15 protein-coding genes and 1 tRNA gene are annotated in these 15,135 nt (G+C 50.3%); 5 read left to right on the top strand and 11 right to left on the bottom strand.

Annotated elements, in window-relative coordinates; genetic code table 11:
• Window positions 1-61: 61 nt before the first annotated feature.
• From G8768_RS01370 to G8768_RS01360, 3 genes are all read left to right on the top strand, one after another.
• Window positions 62-1,171: an efflux RND transporter periplasmic adaptor subunit gene (locus G8768_RS01370; RefSeq protein WP_166852576.1), complete on the top strand. Its 1,110-nt coding sequence runs from the start codon at window positions 62-64 to the stop codon at window positions 1,169-1,171.
• Entirely contained in the window at window positions 1,168-4,293 is a 3,126-nt protein-coding gene (locus tag G8768_RS01365; protein WP_166852581.1) for an efflux RND transporter permease subunit, read from the top strand. The genes G8768_RS01370 and G8768_RS01365 overlap by 4 nt, the downstream gene beginning before the upstream one ends.
• Before the next feature lie 262 nt (window positions 4,294-4,555).
• Window positions 4,556-5,131 carry a DsbA family protein gene (locus G8768_RS01360; RefSeq protein ID WP_166852584.1) on the top strand — a complete coding sequence of 192 codons (576 nt, stop codon included), beginning with the start codon at window positions 4,556-4,558 and terminating at the stop codon, window positions 5,129-5,131.
• A gap of 64 nt (window positions 5,132-5,195) precedes the next feature.
• Here G8768_RS01360 and G8768_RS01355 read toward each other — a convergent pair whose 3' ends face one another.
• From G8768_RS01355 to G8768_RS01345, 3 genes are all read right to left on the bottom strand, one after another.
• Window positions 5,196-6,470, bottom strand: coding sequence for a type II toxin-antitoxin system HipA family toxin (locus G8768_RS01355; RefSeq protein ID WP_166852587.1), 1,275 nt, complete (start codon window positions 6,468-6,470; stop codon window positions 5,196-5,198).
• A complete protein-coding gene (locus G8768_RS01350) occupies window positions 6,467-6,787 on the bottom strand; it encodes a helix-turn-helix transcriptional regulator (RefSeq protein WP_166852590.1) in 321 nt (106 codons plus the stop codon). Before G8768_RS01350 ends, G8768_RS01355 begins: the two co-directional genes overlap by 4 nt.
• A 143-nt stretch (window positions 6,788-6,930) precedes the next feature.
• Window positions 6,931-7,007: transfer RNA gene (locus tag G8768_RS01345), tRNA-Arg, on the bottom strand.
• A 122-nt stretch (window positions 7,008-7,129) separates the two neighbouring features.
• Between G8768_RS01345 and G8768_RS01340 the strand changes: the two genes are divergently transcribed.
• On the top strand, window positions 7,130-7,921 hold the full coding sequence (locus tag G8768_RS01340) for a PaaX family transcriptional regulator C-terminal domain-containing protein (protein ID WP_166852593.1): 792 nt from the start codon (window positions 7,130-7,132) through the stop codon (window positions 7,919-7,921).
• An 11-nt stretch (window positions 7,922-7,932) separates the two neighbouring features.
• Here the strand turns inward: G8768_RS01340 and G8768_RS01335 are convergent, their stop codons facing one another.
• Window positions 7,933-8,784: an SDR family NAD(P)-dependent oxidoreductase gene (locus G8768_RS01335; protein WP_208020050.1), complete on the bottom strand. Its 852-nt coding sequence runs from the start codon at window positions 8,782-8,784 to the stop codon at window positions 7,933-7,935.
• 161 nt (window positions 8,785-8,945) lie between these two features.
• Here G8768_RS01335 and G8768_RS01330 point away from each other — a divergent pair, with 161 nt between their 5' ends.
• The gene (locus tag G8768_RS01330; protein WP_166852596.1) at window positions 8,946-9,596 is read left to right on the top strand and encodes a TetR/AcrR family transcriptional regulator; all 651 of its coding nucleotides are present in this window, start codon (window positions 8,946-8,948) and stop codon (window positions 9,594-9,596) included.
• Window positions 9,597-9,610: 14 nt separating this feature from the next.
• On the opposite strand, the gene G8768_RS01325 is transcribed toward G8768_RS01330, so the two are convergent.
• From G8768_RS01325 to G8768_RS01295, 7 genes are all read right to left on the bottom strand, one after another.
• Window positions 9,611-10,324, bottom strand: a complete 714-nt coding sequence (locus G8768_RS01325) for a glutathione S-transferase family protein (protein WP_166852599.1) — start codon at window positions 10,322-10,324, stop codon at window positions 9,611-9,613.
• A gap of 42 nt (window positions 10,325-10,366) precedes the next feature.
• Window positions 10,367-11,032: a 2-hydroxychromene-2-carboxylate isomerase gene (locus G8768_RS01320; protein WP_166852602.1), complete on the bottom strand. Its 666-nt coding sequence runs from the start codon at window positions 11,030-11,032 to the stop codon at window positions 10,367-10,369.
• A 61-nt stretch (window positions 11,033-11,093) separates the two neighbouring features.
• The gene (locus tag G8768_RS01315; protein WP_166852606.1) at window positions 11,094-11,912 is read right to left on the bottom strand and encodes an amidohydrolase family protein; all 819 of its coding nucleotides are present in this window, start codon (window positions 11,910-11,912) and stop codon (window positions 11,094-11,096) included.
• Between the two features lie 15 nt (window positions 11,913-11,927).
• Entirely contained in the window at window positions 11,928-12,956 is a 1,029-nt protein-coding gene (locus G8768_RS01310; RefSeq protein ID WP_166852609.1) for a fatty acid desaturase family protein, read from the bottom strand.
• A gap of 201 nt (window positions 12,957-13,157) precedes the next feature.
• Complete coding sequence (locus G8768_RS01305) at window positions 13,158-13,475, bottom strand: AzlD domain-containing protein (RefSeq protein ID WP_166852612.1); 318 nt, start codon at window positions 13,473-13,475, stop codon at window positions 13,158-13,160.
• Window positions 13,472-14,206, bottom strand: coding sequence for an AzlC family ABC transporter permease (locus G8768_RS01300; RefSeq protein WP_166852615.1), 735 nt, complete (start codon window positions 14,204-14,206; stop codon window positions 13,472-13,474). The genes G8768_RS01305 and G8768_RS01300 overlap by 4 nt, the downstream gene beginning before the upstream one ends.
• Window positions 14,207-14,254: 48 nt before the next feature.
• Window positions 14,255-15,130 (bottom strand): AraC family transcriptional regulator, encoded by an 876-nt coding sequence (locus tag G8768_RS01295; protein ID WP_166852618.1) that lies wholly within the window; start codon window positions 15,128-15,130, stop codon window positions 14,255-14,257.
• Window positions 15,131-15,135 lie beyond the last annotated feature (5 nt).

Below are 15,135 nucleotides of genomic sequence, written 5' to 3'. Positions count from 1 at the left end.
CTTTTCTATTTGCTCATCACGAGCGCATTTACATCGAATCTTGTTTGTTTGGATTCTCAGTATGTTGATGGTTGTTAGTTCAGCCAATGCTGAAGAGATTCCTCTCGCAAAGGTTAAAACCGCCAAGGTCAAAGCCTGGCAGCAAGGGCTCAGCAAAGCGCTTTATTGTGTGGTAAGCACGCCCTTTGTGTTCCAGGCAGACAGCCACAGTGATGCGGAATTAATGAGCATTCTGCCGGTAGGCAGCCGGGTCAAAGCTGGCCAGTTGGTTGCTGAGCAAGATGATTTTTACCTAAAGCAGGAATTGAAGCAGCTCGAGATTGACCAAAAGCAAGCCAAAGCTGAACTTGAGCATGCGATCAGTGAGCACCAACGCTTGGATGTACTGGATCAGCAAAAACTGGTGGCCAATGCCCAGTTGAACCAGGCAACGCTGGTACGAACATCCGCTGAGTTAAAGCTTGAGGCGCTCTCTAATCAGATGCGCACACTCACAAGAAGAATTGAGCGCTTGCAGCATCGGGCACCCTTTGATGCACAGGTGCTTGAGGTCAGTGCAGAGCCCGGTCAGCAGCTAGGTCAGGGACAAACGCTCTTTCAATTATTGCCGCTGGACCAGAAGCAGCTGGAATGCAAGTTGCCCCTGAGCACGGCCCAGGCACTGGATTTACTAACCGCGCCTCTCACGGAAGAGAATATTGACGAGGGTTCAGTCGCTTCGGCCAGTGCATTGGCCGGAGTACAGTTTCTACTGGCTGCTGATTCGGCGCAGGCCCCGTCTTCAAACGATATCAGCGGTCATTTATCACTGCGTGAATTAAGTCAGGACGTCGATATTGAAACCCAGAACCTGCGAGCGTATTTCGACTATCGGCGATTTAACGGTCCACCTTTGCTGGTTGGGCAGCGGGTAAAAGTTGACATTCAGCAACGCTATCAGGACATAAGCCGTGTTCCCTATGATGCCATTACCCTCGCCGGAAGCAGCTATGAACTCTGGCAACTCAATGCGGACAATACCGTCAGTAAAATTAATCCGCAGATTATTTCGACCAGTAAAGACTATTTTGTTGTGCGCTCTCCTTTGAGAGCTGGTGATACTGTCGTGGTAAGAGGGCAAAAAAAGCTACAGGAACAGCAGCAGGTTCAGGGCATAGGTGAGCGCTCGTGAATATTTCAAATCGCTTCGCGCCATTCATACTGGCTTGTACTCTGATTATTATCGCAGCCGGTGCGATTTCCGGGCTGGGTTTGCCGAACAGTTTGTTGCCCGATATTTCGAGGCCGCAAATCGAACTGTTCAGCCGATGGTCCGGAAAAACCGCCACTCAAATCGAACAGAGTTTAATCGCTCCCCTTGAACAGCAACTGGCCGGTATTGCACAGATGAGTGAGATGCGCTCGGAAATTCGCGCAGATACCGCGACGACAGTACTGACGTTTCAGCCGGGTGCGGATATGAAGCAAGCCTATATTGATGTACTGTCGGCCTCCAGCCAGGTTCCAAACTGGCCAAGTCAAGTTCCGAAGCCCTTCATCGAAGACTATAGCAATGGTGCGAGTGCGACGCTGGCGAGTTTCTTTGTTTATCACAAGGATAAGTCTGTCAGTGACCCGGAAGCGCTCATCGATGCGTATAAATTTTACGTTGAGCCAGCTTTCGCCAATATATCTGGCATCGCCGGGGCGGTGGTTGGTACGCCGATTGATCGCCGGGTTGATATCGAGTTCAGTCCGAAACTGTTGGCCAAGTATTCACTGAATCAAGCGGATCTTATTTCAAAGTTGAGCGGCTTTGCTGATCGTTCGGGAGGCACCTTGCACTTTGGGGCACGTGAATACGATTTGCAGTTCAAAGGTCAATTGTCCTTGGAGCAGTTGGCTCAAGTAGCGGTCGCGGTAAAAGATCAACATATCATTCGTGTGCGTGACATCGCTACCATTGAAACTCGCCTGGCGTCAGATTGGGGCTATTTTGCTCTGGAAGGGAAGCGCTCTCTGTATTTCTTTTTGCAGCCAGGGAACAATATTAATGCATTAGAAGCCATCGACACCATTAAACAGGTAATGAAACGTCTCAATGATGGTCCGTTAAAAGCCAGTGGTATTGAAATCGCTATCAGCCGGGACGATTCTGTGGCCATCACAAATGCCTTGTTGCTGGTATACGGCAGCCTGGTTCTCGGTGCCGTTCTGGCCTGTGGTGTTCTGTACTATTTTTTGAGGCATGCACGTTCTGTTGCGCTGGTATTCTTGAGCATTCCGTTTTGTTTGGCCATTGTGGTGTTACTAATGGCTCTGGGGGATTACAGTCTCAATGTTATTTCCCTGGCCGGCATGGCTCTGTCGATTGGATTGATTCTGGATGCTGCGATTATCGTGGTGGAAACCTTGAATCGGATTCAGAATCGAACACATTCCCGGGATTCAGTGGGTGAGAAACATAAAAATCAAAAAAGCATTGAACAAGCGATGCAGGAGGTGAGGGTCGCTCTATTTTCTTCGATTTTGTCCAGCATTATTGTGTTTCTACCCATGTTGTTTATGGAGTCCGCAGAGGGACGATTGTTTCGGGATTTGGCTTTTACCATCTCGGCCGCTCTGGCGGCATCCGCGCTATTTGCTTTGTTGGTGTTACCAATATTATATCGTCGCTTTCTGTCGCCACAGGAAAATGATCCTGTTGAACCCCAAGTAAGCATGAATTCGGAGCCCAGCGAAACTTCCCGAAAGTTTTCACGTTTACTGGTCGCTCCGTTATTCAATCGGACGGCGGCGATTGGGCTAGTCGTGTTGGCCGTTCCTTTTGCGATTGCAGCGAGTTTATGGATGCGCCCTCCGGTGGATGTGCTACCTGACCCCAAACAAAATATTCTTTCTGGTTTTGTCAGCTTTGAAGATCCTCTCTCGGTAGAAACCATCGAAAGGGAATACGCTAAAGTGATGGTTGCGAGGGTAGAGCGGCAGCTTGAGCAGAGACAAGACTTGGGTATCCGAACCCATGGCATGTTTTGTTTTCCTACCGGCTGCCAAATTTACTTCTACACCGATGGTGAGAAAGCATTTCCGGAACTGAAAACGTGGCTGGAAAGCACAATCACCCATGATCTGGTGGGGGTGCAGGTCTTCGCGGTACAGGGCGGTCTATTGCGATTCGCAATGCCCAATAGCCGAGTCTCTCAATTGGATATTCTCGGAGCAGACATGGCCAGTTTGCAGTTGGCGGGCCGAGGTTTGCTGGACCATTTGAAGAAGCAGTACCCGGCCGCGCGAATCGAAGAGGGCACACCTCTTGAAAACCGTGCCACTCGCGTAGAGTTTGCTCCCAAGCAGGATCAGTTAATACATTTGGGAATCAGCCCGGACGAACTGAATCGACATTTACTGGCATTGAGTGGCGGTGTGTATCTGGGGGATTTCTACGATGGTTCGAATACCCTGCCTTTCTATTTCAAAGGTAAGGAGCCGAAGTACCTGGACGAACTTCTGGATACAGAAATTTTTATCGCATCTCATGGCCTGATTCCCCTGAGACAACTTACGGATGCGACAATAAAATTGGCTCCGGAATCCATCTTCCGGGTCAACCGGGAATTGGCCACCTCAATCTCCGTGACGCCGCCCGAGGGTCAAGCAATGGGCGAGTTCGTTGAACAGCTGCGACCAGATATCGCCAGCTACATGAGTGCACACCATCCGGGTCTTCATCTGAGTTATCGTGGTAGCGCCGATAAACTGGCCGAGTTTCTAGAGGAGTTTATTCAAATATTTCTCGCGGCACTCATTATTCTGGCCATTTTGATGTACCTGAGCCTGAGATCCTGGAAATTGGCCGCTGCGGTTTTATTGTCTATGCCTCTGGCGATCTTTGGGGGCATGCTCAACCTGAAATTATTGAATCTCTTTGTTGCTCAAAATCTCGACATCATCACCATGATTGGCTTTATTATTTTAATGGGACTCGTAATCAATAACGCTATTTTGTTGGCCAGCCAGTACCAACAGGGTCTGCATCAAGGTTTGTCTCAAAACGAGGCAGTGATGGAAGCGATAGCAACGCGTAAACGCGCAATCTATATGAGTACTGGCACCAGCATCCTTGGAATGCTTCCACTGATGATCAGCCCGGCCAGCAGCGCCGAAATATACCGGGGGCTCGCCGCCGTTATTTGTGGCGGAATGATTTTCAGCGCTCTTTTCAGCATCAGTTTTATGGCGGCTCTATTGTCGTTGCCGATGTTTAATCATGTTCAAAAACTGGCTCCTGATGAGCAAATGTCCATTGCCCGTTAAAAAGTACTGCTCAGCACAACTTCATCCTGAGGCAGCTGCCTGCCTCGTGGTTGTGTTGCTCTTTGTGTTTTTCCAAATAGCACCGCGCAGTCGTTAGCATCAGGGTTCAACCTCGACGTTGTTCCGGCTATGAAGTTCCAGCACTGAGACGGCAAAACACCGAAATAACGCGATTTAACAAAATCATGCTATCGTTATTGATGCCCAACCTGGCGGTTGGAGCTTACGCTTAGTGTCAAAATTCTTTAAGAGAGTTGTAAACATGGCTATTCCTATCCCCCATCGCCCGAGCGGCTTTCTTCTCGGTGAACCAGCGGCGGCTGTTACGCTCGACGCGTTTATCGACATACAATGTCCGCACTCGCGCGCCGCCTGGCCAACATTAATGGCGGTGGTAGATCATTATAAAAATGAATCTCTGAGCCTCCGGGTCCATATGATAACCCTAAGCAACCATCGGCAGGCTTGGGATATTAGTTTGGGGCTGTTCGCTTTTGCGGAAGGAGATGCGGGAAAATTCAGAGACTTCACAAGCTTTGTGTATCAACGCCAGGAGCAGTTCTATAATGCGGCGTTTTTCCACAAAACACACGATGACTTACGTCAGTATGCAGCCGATTTGGCTGAAGAACATGCGGGTGTGAATCGTGACGTTTTCCTGGAGCGCTTGGCAAGTAATGACATCTACATTGATGCTCGTACCCCGATTCGATATGCGGCAACAAAGTCTGTTTGGGCTACGCCCACCTTCTTTGTGAATAACGGAGATAATGTTCCCGTTGATCATAAATCGGATCTTAATGACTGGAAGGCACTGATTGATCCGTTACTTGCTTAATACCTATCCTGGTAAATGGCGGAACCAATTCTCTGGAATTTGGGGGCGGTTTTAGTGTTACTGCTTAGGGTGACCCTATTTTGAAATCGGCTTTAAGTTGGCCCCAATGATCTCTCAGGCCTGCTTTGTGTTTATCATTCATTGGTAAATCTTTAAGCGCTTCTGGCCAGAGTATTCTGGCTTTTTCCATCGTGTCATTCAGATGGGGTTTTATCGCCCGCCAGGGTATTCCCGACTTTTCAGCCCAAGACTGAAAGTGTGCCATGGTAACGGTGTACCACTCTTTTGTTTTTCCCAGGTTCAATGCATATTTCTTTTCATCCGTGATGTACACCTTAGTCGTTACAATATCGTAGGCGGGTGACAGGCGCGGAGTCACCTGATCAGCGTAGAGCAAGCTCCAGTTTTTAAGGTGCGCATCTCCATTGGCTAGAAGAATATTTACCAAAAGCCTGCGGGCAAACTGCTGAGCATCGGCTAAACCGTCCCCTGAATAGTCATAAATCACTTTGCCGATATTTTCGTAACTGGCTGATGTGTACTTTTCGTGCGGATGCTTCACCAAAACCTGGGCGAAATCTTCCATATGAACGCGTATGTCCTCGTTACGATCAAATCGTTTGATGGCAAACGCCAATTTTTCATCCGGCAGGTTAATTTGAGGCAGGTTTTCTAGCTTATCAGGTTCAACCAGCTTTATTTCAGGAATATCTACGCCCGCTAAAGCTGCCAAAGACATGGCGGTGTATTCGTTTAGTGGCACGTCTTTGTATTTTGTGGAAGGCGTTTTGATAATCCAATCACCCAGAACATCGCCTTTAGAAAGATTATATCGACCGTCCTTTTCTTTCATTGAAAACTTCATTTGCACGCCAGCAAGAGAAAACTTATTTTCTTGAACTCCTTTCTCAAGTTTTACCGCCTTGGCTTTTCCATGTGCTTTTAACACCTTATCCGGTACATCTTCAGGCTCCATTGGCGTAGCGATTAGTGCCCCGGGCAAATCTTCACCCAAGTAGGAAAGAATATGAAATTCGTTGTCGACATGGACTTTAAGGCCTTGCGCAATAAGCTCTCGTAATGAGCCTTCAGGCAATAAGTTGGAGAGAAGGGGATGTAACCGTTGGTTTTTAGCCCAAGGCTCGGACATGACTTTATCGGAATTCGGGAATTTGGGGTGCGTAATCAGGCTAAGGGTAGGGCGCTCAGGGTTGTTCTTAAATTCGTCCGCGATACTCAGCACATTGCGGCCATTCTTGAATCCCGCTAAATAGCCGACCAGATGACCATGCAGCATTAGCTGCAAGACATTGATTTCCTCTTGGGATTGACCGTTCATTCCTCATCTCCCAATAGTCCTTGCCATGGGTCGTCAGAGAGTAATTTTTTTCCGTCAGCCGATTTTCGCGTAGAGGTCAAATCAGGGTTTTCCTCCGCTAATACCGTTATTACGGCATCGAGCTTCTCTTGAGGAATCAAGAGAAGCTCGCTTTTCAGGCCTTTGGCAATCAGCTCAAGCGTATCAAGCCGTGGATTGCCCTTTGACTCCAGACGTTGATATTGCTGCCGAGACATGCCGACCCTAAGCATCATGTCATGCTGCTTAAGACCGAGATCAATCCTGCGCTTTTTCATCTGTTTAAGTAGATTGGTCATGATAAAACATATAAGTTGCTATTTTGGCTATAGAAACATATTAGTTTCTATTTAGGGTTTTAGCAACATATAAGGCTCTATTTGCATAAAATGTACAAAGATACTGAGCAAAGAATTGATGTCGCAGCGTTGGGTTTGTTTGATGGCCCACCCTAGAGGATTCGAACCTCTGGCCTTCGCCTCCGGAGGGCGACGCTCTATCCAGCTGAGCTAAGGGTGGGTAATAGGAATGGCTTGATCTGCCTTTGCCAAGGAGGGCGAATAATACCTTGCCTCTAGGCTGTCGTCCACGCTTGTCATACACTATAAGCCTCTGATTTGCTTAGTGTAAGAGGCCTGCTTTTGGCGCTTAAACCGAAACATCTTATTTTGAACCTGTTGCTGGAGTCGGATAATCCCATCAGCTCCCAGGTGTTTATTCGTATTTGCGAGCTGTTCGATATCACCGAAAACAGTGCCCGGGTGACCTTGGCCCGTTTGAGTTCGGACGGGATGGTCGAGGCGCCGGAGCGCGGTTTGTATCGCTTAGGGCCGGCGGCGCGTAATCTGGCAGCGGATCTGGCCAGTTGGCGAGAGCTGGAAAGCAAGCTTTGCGATTGGGATGGCAGTTGGATCGGGGTTTATCAGGCCATGCTGGGGCGCAGCGACCGCACGGCTCTTCGTCGTCGTGAACGTTTACTGCAATTGGCGGGTTTCAGTGCTTTGGAGCAGGGTCTTGCGGTACGTCCTAATAATGTTTGTGGCGGTGTGGCCGCGTTGCGTAAGCGCTTGCAGGGTATCGGGCTTGAGGAAGAAGCGATCATCTTCCGTATTGATGAGCTGGATGAAGACTCCCATCAGCGTGCGGTATCCCTGTGGGATCGCGCGGATCTGGAAGAACACTACCGCAATGCCCGGGAGATCATGGAAGATTGGATGGCCAAGGCCAATCAGCTTGACTCAGAAACCGCCGCTCGGGAGTGTTTTCTGATTGGCGATGAGTACATTCGTTGCATTGCCTACGACCCAATGCTGCCAAAAGAAATGGTCGATACCCAGCTGCGCGCGAGTTATTTGGACAGCCTGATTCGCTTTGATCAGCTGGGCAAATCCATTTGGCACAGTCTCTATAGGGAATTTGCCCAAGCGGTTTAGCCCGGGTGCTCTTAATCCTCCTCCATATATCGCGCGAATGCTTCCGCATAGTCCGGGTGCCAGCGTGAAAGGGCCGGGCGGTTCAGGCTGATGTCGGTGGCGCCCCAAAGTACACGCTTATTATCCATTTCCCGCGTAGTTTCATTATCTGGGCAGATGATGTAGAAATCTCCAGCATCAAGGCGTTGCATCATAAACTCGATCGTCTGTTCTGAGGTCCAGGCAAACTCGGGTTTTTCGGGAATAAAACGCTGAATCATGCCGGTATACACAAAGCCGGGAACCAGCAAGTGGGCACTCAGCTGCCCGTCATCAATATTGCGCAGTTCGTGTTGGAGAGACTCCGTCAGGGCTTTGACCGCTGCTTTGCTGACATTGTAAGCCGGGCTACCGGGTGGGCAGGTAATGCCCTGCTTGGAACCGGTGTTGATGATCATGCCGGGTAAACTCTGATCAATCATGGCCTGCCCAAAAGTCTGCTGACCATGAATGACACCCCAGAGGTTGATATCCAGAATGGCCTGCCAGTTGTCGTAGTTATCCAGGCTGCTGCTGCGACGGGCGATGCCGGCATTATTCATCAACACATTCACTTGACCGAATTGCTCGAACGCGGCGTCGCGCAGGGCTTCCAAGGAGCTGAGTTGGCTGACATCCACGCGCTGTGAGGCCAGCTGTTCCACTGAATAGTGTCGGCTGAGCTGGGTATAGGCATTTTGCAGGGCGTCTTCATCAATATCGGCGAGCATGACTTTGATGCCCAGGGATAAGAACTTCTCGGCCGCGGCCAGGCCCAGACCGCTGGCTGCGCCGGTAATCACAGCCACATTGCCAGCTTGTAAGGCGGGGTGTTGCAGGCTCATGGCAACTCCTTAACTTATTGGATAATTGTCAAATATGTTACACTGCCGCTGGCGAATCTGTAAACAATGCCTGACAATGGTCCAGGGTTAGTTCGCGCCCCTGTAATTCTTGTTCCTGTTATCCGTGCCCTTGTTTTAGACCCTATTATTAGCCCCTATTTATGAATCATCGACATTCACCCAGCCCAAGCCCCCAGGATCGTCGTCCGCTAACCCGCAAAAGCCAGGCAGAGCGCAAGGCGGAATCCGAGCAAAAATTGTTTGATGCATTAGTGGATATCGTCAATCGCGAAGGGGTGAGTGCGGCTACCTGTGAACGCATTGGTAAAGAGGCGGGATATAGCCGCGGGCTGACAACGACGCGTTTAGGACGGCGGGATACCATGTACGCTCGTTTGATGGATCGACTGTATCAGGATCAGGTGGATCGCCTTGCGGAGCAAAATGTCGATGAGTTAAGTGGTCTGGATGCTTTGCGGAAATACGCAGATCTGCACTTTGAAGACATCCAGCACAAGGCCGGCTATCGCGCTTATTTTATTTTGGTGGCCGCGAGCCTGACAGAGTTGCCGAGCATTCGTGACCGGGTATTGATGCAGCACGAATTGGTACAAACGCTGTTGGCCTCTTTTTTTGAGCGTGCCGTCAAAGAAGGAGAGCTGGCCAGGGATACCGACTGCCGACAGCGAGCCGCAATTCTCGGCAGTTTTTTATTCGGTGTGGCGATGCAAACTCGTTTGAGTGAGAAGGAGCATCTCGGCCCCATCAAACAGGGGGCTTACGAAATTATTGATCTGGGCCGAAGTGTTTGAAGTCTCTTTAAGGCTCAGGTTTTGCTGATGCGGTTTCCCGCTTTGGCATAACGTGCTTTGGTTTCTTCACTCCACTGATCCACCTCGCCTTCCGGTGCACCATAAGCCAAACCCCGTTCAAAGGCTGGACGAGCGCGCAAGCGTTTTAGCCAGGCCAGGATATTGGGACGGTCGCTCATGTCGACTTTGCTCCACTTCCAACCGCGAACCCACGGATAGACAACAATATCGGCTATAGACAAATGTTTACCGCAGATAAAGTCCTGTTCACCTAAACGTTGTTCCAAAATACCCGCCAAGCGTTGGGCTTCTTTATTAAAGCGGGCGAGTGGGTGGGCTTTTTGTTCTTCGGGAACGTCGTTCATATATCGGGTGTAGCTCAGTTTGTTACCAAAAGCCGGGCCAACATTGGCGGCTTGCCAGTACACCCAGGGCAGAATTTGCCATTTGTCTTGTTCAGGCAAAAGCTCACTGGGATACTTTTCAGCCAGGTACTGAACAATGGCACAGCTTTCCATGATGTTGAGTTCGCCATCAATCAACAGCGGAATTTTTTGATTGGGATTACGCTGGCTGAATTCGTCTTCGAACTGTTCGCCTGCCATTAAATCAATGGCTCGAACCTGCAAACCTTCCAGAGTGTGGCCCGCCTCGCGAAGTTCTTCAATCATAATGCTGACTTTCCAGCCATTGGGGGTGGCGGCGGTCCACAGTTGTAAATCACTCATGGTGGGAATTTCCTGAATATTTTTATCGATTTTTTGCTGGCGTTATTTTTTCATTTCTTTGCGCATGGAAGATGCTTGCCACTTACTGCTCAGCCATTCCTGAGCTTGTTCGCTTTTACTCGGGTCTTTATTTTCCAGTAGCAGTTCGAGATAGCGGTAATCGTCCTGACCGAAAAATAAATCGTTACCAACAATAATGGTGGGCACACCAAAGACGCCTTTTTCGATCGCCTCGTTCGTGTTTTTTTTCAATTGCTCACTGGCACTTTTGCCAAGCCCTTGTTTAATCAAGGCGTTGGCATCGAGTCCCGCTTTCTCAAGTGCTTCAAAGACGTCGGCCTCTTCACTGATGTGTTTTTGCTCCTGCCATACGGCGTTCATAAGAGCGTCAATGATGGCATGGCGCTGTTGGATGTCGTTTTCTTCGGCAGCAATGCGTAAACCCAATAAGGGGTTAAACGGGTGGAATCTGGGTGCTTTGATCGTAATGCCCATTTCCTCGCATTTGCGTGCGATATTTCGTTGCATCCACTTTTGCTTGGCCGGGTGCTCGGCAGGGCCAATTTGTCCATAGGCTCGCAAGAGCCCGGCGAAGAGCACTGGAACGGGTTCGATGCTTAAGCCGGTCTTGTCCTTTAATTCGGACAGCTTTTGCCAGCCGATATAGGCATATGGAGAGATATAGTCAAAATAGAAAGTCGCATTCATGGCTTTGAGTTTCAGAAGAATGGGGAAGAAAGCGGAGTCATCCGTACTCCGCTACAGGGCTTTAGAGTTTAAATACGCGTTCAGCATTGCCGGATAAAAACAATGCTCGGCTTTCATCATCCATGCCGAGGCTGTTTAAATCGCGCAGGCACTTTTCCGGTGTAATCATAGGGTAGTTGGTGCCGAACATGACTTTTTTCCGGCCGTGTCGTTTCATAAATTCCACCAGTTCTGCCGGGAAACGGTTGGCGGAATAGGCCGAGGTGTCGATGTAGACATTTTCGTGCTTGGTCGCAACGGCAATCATTTCTGTGGTCCATGGATAACCGATATGACCGCCTACAATTTGCAGTTCAGGAAAATCCAATGCAATTTGGTCAATGTAGGGAATGGGGCGGCCGGTTTCCGATGGGCGCAGCGGTCCGGTGTGACCAACCTGCAAGCAAACCGGAATGCCCAGATTGACGCATTCGGCGTAGAGCGGGTAATACAAGCGATCAGTCGGTGGTAGATTCCAGACCCACTGCACAATACGCAGTGCTTTAAAACCATATTCTGTGACCCATTTGCGCAGCTCGCGCACGGCCTCCATTGGCTTGGATAAATCTGCGCCGGCGACACCTGCAAAGCGATCGGGCAGGCGTTGAACCAGATCGGCCACTTCTTCATTGGAAATTAAATACCCATTCGGGCTGGACCAGGCGCAGGCAAGCGATTTATCTACACCCGCTTGATCCATCGCGGCCAGTGTCCATTCCAGAGGGATGGCTTCGGTTAATACATCGGTTTTGTTCCAGCGACGCAAAGATGCAAACATTTCATGGTTTGAAAATTCCAGATTTGGATGCTGCATCCAGACATCGATAATTTTTTCGCTCATTGTCTCACCTGTGGCTTAAGCGGTTTGGGGACTTTTGGATGACACCAGATTCAACACGTACCAGTAACTGGGTGGCTCGGGAATGGCATCTTTTTCTCGTAACAGTTTATGCAGACGTGGCAACTGCCAATACGGAATTGAAGCCAGAGCGTGATGCTCAATATGATAGTTCACCCGGAAAGGCGCAAACAACGCTCGGGCGATCAGGCCAGCTTTTGTGCTGCGGGTATTTTTCAGCATATCAGGGCTTTGTTCCGTCATGGCGTGTTCGGCCAATGCGCGAATACGAGTAAATAATAAATACGGACTCAGATAGGCAACAAACCAGGCCAGAAATAACTCAGGATGACCCATTAGCCAGAGCACCGAAAACAATAACAGGTTTGCCAACAGACTTGGCCAGGCTTCTCTCAAAAAATTCAGAAAATACTCAAAATGGCTACGGCCATTTCGTGGCAGTTTTTCAATATCACTGGCCACGGTCCATTTCACATAACCGGCATTCATTAGGTAAACACCGATCAGGTTTTTGATGCCAGTGAGCCCAAAAAAATCACGCGCCAGCTTTCGACTTAATGATGTTCGGGTGGTTGGGAATCCGCGAATCAGTGAATAATCAATGTCCTCGCTGGTGCCGGTTTTGGCGTGATGCACAAAATGGTGTTTGCGATACTTTTCAACGTCGAGAAAAATAATGTGGCCACACAGCCAGTTGGACAATTTGTCGTTCAGCCAGACGTTTTCGAACAGTGCCCGATGTGAGGCTTCGTGCATCAAAATGGCCAAGCCCAGCTGCCGCCCTCCCAGAAGCGCGAGGGCCACGATGATGGTGGGAATGGCGATCAGCAGGGATTGCTGCTGGCCCCAGACGATCATAGCAAACGCAATGATGATGGCACCCCAGCAGGAGGCGATGGACCAAACTCCCATCCAGTTTGAGCGGCGGTGAAGGTCTTTAATGGTTTGCTCGCCCAATAACTCAGTCAGCTTGCGCCGGGCGGTCTGTCGTTGCAGGCCTTCGGAAAAGAGATCTTGTTCAGACATAATGAATCCACGGTTTTGGCTTTCCTATAGAATATTACTCAAAATACCCATTTACAATAACATTTGTAATGATGTTTGAAAAATCACCGCTTAAATGGGCTTGAGAGAGGTATCAGGGATTCAGAGTGGAGATTAGAGAACAAGGGAAAGGGAATAGGGAAAAGCCCGGTGTGACGCTTTGCCGGGCCTGGCCGTTTTTCCTCAGGCAAATAGCCAGAATTTCAGTGCTACAAAAATCAGCATACTGAGTACCGTGCTCAACAGGGTGTTCTTGCTCAACAGCATAATCAGTACAGCCGCTATGGCGCCAATCAGGTAAGGGTTTTGCCAATCTGAGTTGAGTTGGCCCTGATGAATCAGCACCATGGGAGCAATCACGGCGGAAAGCACAGCCGGTGTGGCATAACCCATCAGGCGGCGCAGCTTGGGACCGAGTTCCATCGGCAGGCGCGGTTCCAGAAAGAGGTAGCGGCTGGCGAAAACCACTACGGCCATGGCCGCCAGAGTGAGTGCGATCATGCCTGCTCCTCCTGGTTGGAGGGTGTGCCCCATGGGCGCTTAAGCTGCAAATACTCACTAACCTGCTCCCAAAGATAACCCGCAAACATGCCGCTCAGGATGGCCAGCAATAAACCGGCTTGCCAGCCCAACATGGCGCTCAACACAGCCACAGTACTGGCGGTGGCACAGCAACAGGCAATGGCCAGTGAGCGAATCATGGGAACCAGCATGGCTGTGAAGGTGGCGACCACCGCAAACTCCAGGCCCAGCTCGGTAAGATTGGGGATGGAACTGCCGGCAATAATGCCGAGCAGGGTGGCGAGGTTCCAGGCAATGTAAAAACTCAAACCTGCACCCAGGGCATACCATCTGTTCAGCGGTTTACCATCATTGCTGGGCGTGTGTACAAACAATTCATCGGTCAGCAAAAAGCCCAGGCCGTAGCGCCAACGCGCGGGCAGGGGGCTGATCTTATCTCGCAGAGCCATACTGTAGAGCAGGTGCCGGCTGGTAATCAGCAGGGTAGTGAGCATGATAGCGACAAAACCGGCCTGGGCCTGCATCAGCCCCAGCGCGACCAATTGCGAGGTGCCCGCGAAGACAAATAGAGAAAGGGACTGCGCTTCAAGAGGGCTCAGCCCAACTTCCAACGCGTAGGCGCCGACCAAGAATCCCCAGGGGGCGACGGCGATACTCAAGGGAGTCATGGCCAAGGTGCCGAGCCAGATCTCACGTTTACTGCTGTGCATACTTCTCTTTTTTCTAACCTCTGGAGTTTGAGCTATGGAAACAACAGCTTAGTTAATCCGTGGCTGATTGTTTTGCACATTCCTGCGGATTTGCTTGGCAAAGCGCCCGGGGGTGATCCCCATAGCGGCCTTGAAGTGGCGATGGAAATGGCTTTGATCGTGAAAGCCCGCACCTTGAGCGGCATTGGACAGACTGCTGCCCAAACGAATCAGCTGTTTGGCTTTGCGCAGACGCGCCTGTATCTGATAGGCGTGAGGTGACAACTCATAGTGGCGTTGGAATTGTCGAATAAAGTGGTATTGGCTGATCCCTGCCAGTGCGGCAAGCTCTTCAAGGCTGATGTCCAGTTCAGGGGCTTCGTCCAGCAACTGCTTAGCTCGCAAGAGTTGAGGTTTCGCGCAGGCCTCGGATGTGACTGACCCTTTGGCAATGCTGTGTCGCTCAACCAACCTTTGGAGGCAGCTGATCAAGAGGCTCTCTCTCAACAAGCGATTGTCAGAACATTCCAGCACACTGAAACAGTGGCGCAGCATGCCCGCCATGGCCGGATCTTCCACCACCGCATTGGGGAAATAAGGAGCGCCCTGCAGGCTGATGCCGGTATTGCTGTCGGCGTGATAGAACTGTTCGGGTGTTGGGTAAATTGCACGATAGGACCAGCCGCCCTGGCTCGCGGCACAACCGGTGTGGACCTGATCGGCATTGACCAGAATAATGCTGTATTGCGGAGCGATGTGATTATCACCGGTGCGATAAAATTGCTGGGCTCCGCTCTCGATGACCCCGACAGTATAGCCTTCGTGGGTGTGGCGGCTGAAGTTCTGCTGTTGATAACTGGCTTTTAACAGCTCCAGGCCACCAAGCTCCTGGGCGTGGTGGTAGGTGGCGTGTTCGGAGGTGTTGACCTGCTTGCTTGTGCTCATGGCAG

Source organism: Pseudoteredinibacter isoporae, assembly GCF_011602085.1.
In the GTDB taxonomy this organism is placed as follows: domain Bacteria; phylum Pseudomonadota; class Gammaproteobacteria; order Pseudomonadales; family Cellvibrionaceae; genus Pseudoteredinibacter; species Pseudoteredinibacter isoporae.
This window is presented reverse-complemented; position numbering and strand designations above follow the sequence as displayed.

Excerpts from the sequence above, each read along its gene's own strand:
- G8768_RS01370 (WP_166852576.1), top strand. The coding sequence starts at position 62 with ATGTTGATGGTTGTTAGTTCAGCCAATGCTGAAGAGATTCCTCTCGCA.
- G8768_RS01360 (WP_166852584.1), top strand. The coding sequence starts at position 4,556 with ATGGCTATTCCTATCCCCCATCGCCCGAGCGGCTTTCTTCTCGGTGAA.
- G8768_RS01355 (WP_166852587.1), bottom strand. The coding sequence starts at position 6,470 with ATGAACGGTCAATCCCAAGAGGAAATCAATGTCTTGCAGCTAATGCTG.
- G8768_RS01350 (WP_166852590.1), bottom strand. The coding sequence starts at position 6,787 with ATGACCAATCTACTTAAACAGATGAAAAAGCGCAGGATTGATCTCGGT.
- G8768_RS01335 (WP_208020050.1), bottom strand. The coding sequence starts at position 8,784 with ATGAGCCTGCAACACCCCGCCTTACAAGCTGGCAATGTGGCTGTGATT.
- G8768_RS01330 (WP_166852596.1), top strand. The coding sequence starts at position 8,946 with ATGAATCATCGACATTCACCCAGCCCAAGCCCCCAGGATCGTCGTCCG.
- G8768_RS01325 (WP_166852599.1), bottom strand. The coding sequence starts at position 10,324 with ATGAGTGATTTACAACTGTGGACCGCCGCCACCCCCAATGGCTGGAAA.
- G8768_RS01320 (WP_166852602.1), bottom strand. The coding sequence starts at position 11,032 with ATGAATGCGACTTTCTATTTTGACTATATCTCTCCATATGCCTATATC.
- G8768_RS01315 (WP_166852606.1), bottom strand. The coding sequence starts at position 11,912 with ATGAGCGAAAAAATTATCGATGTCTGGATGCAGCATCCAAATCTGGAA.
- G8768_RS01310 (WP_166852609.1), bottom strand. The coding sequence starts at position 12,956 with ATGTCTGAACAAGATCTCTTTTCCGAAGGCCTGCAACGACAGACCGCC.
- G8768_RS01305 (WP_166852612.1), bottom strand. The coding sequence starts at position 13,475 with ATGATCGCACTCACTCTGGCGGCCATGGCCGTAGTGGTTTTCGCCAGC.
- G8768_RS01300 (WP_166852615.1), bottom strand. The coding sequence starts at position 14,206 with ATGCACAGCAGTAAACGTGAGATCTGGCTCGGCACCTTGGCCATGACT.
- G8768_RS01295 (WP_166852618.1), bottom strand. The coding sequence starts at position 15,130 with ATGAGCACAAGCAAGCAGGTCAACACCTCCGAACACGCCACCTACCAC.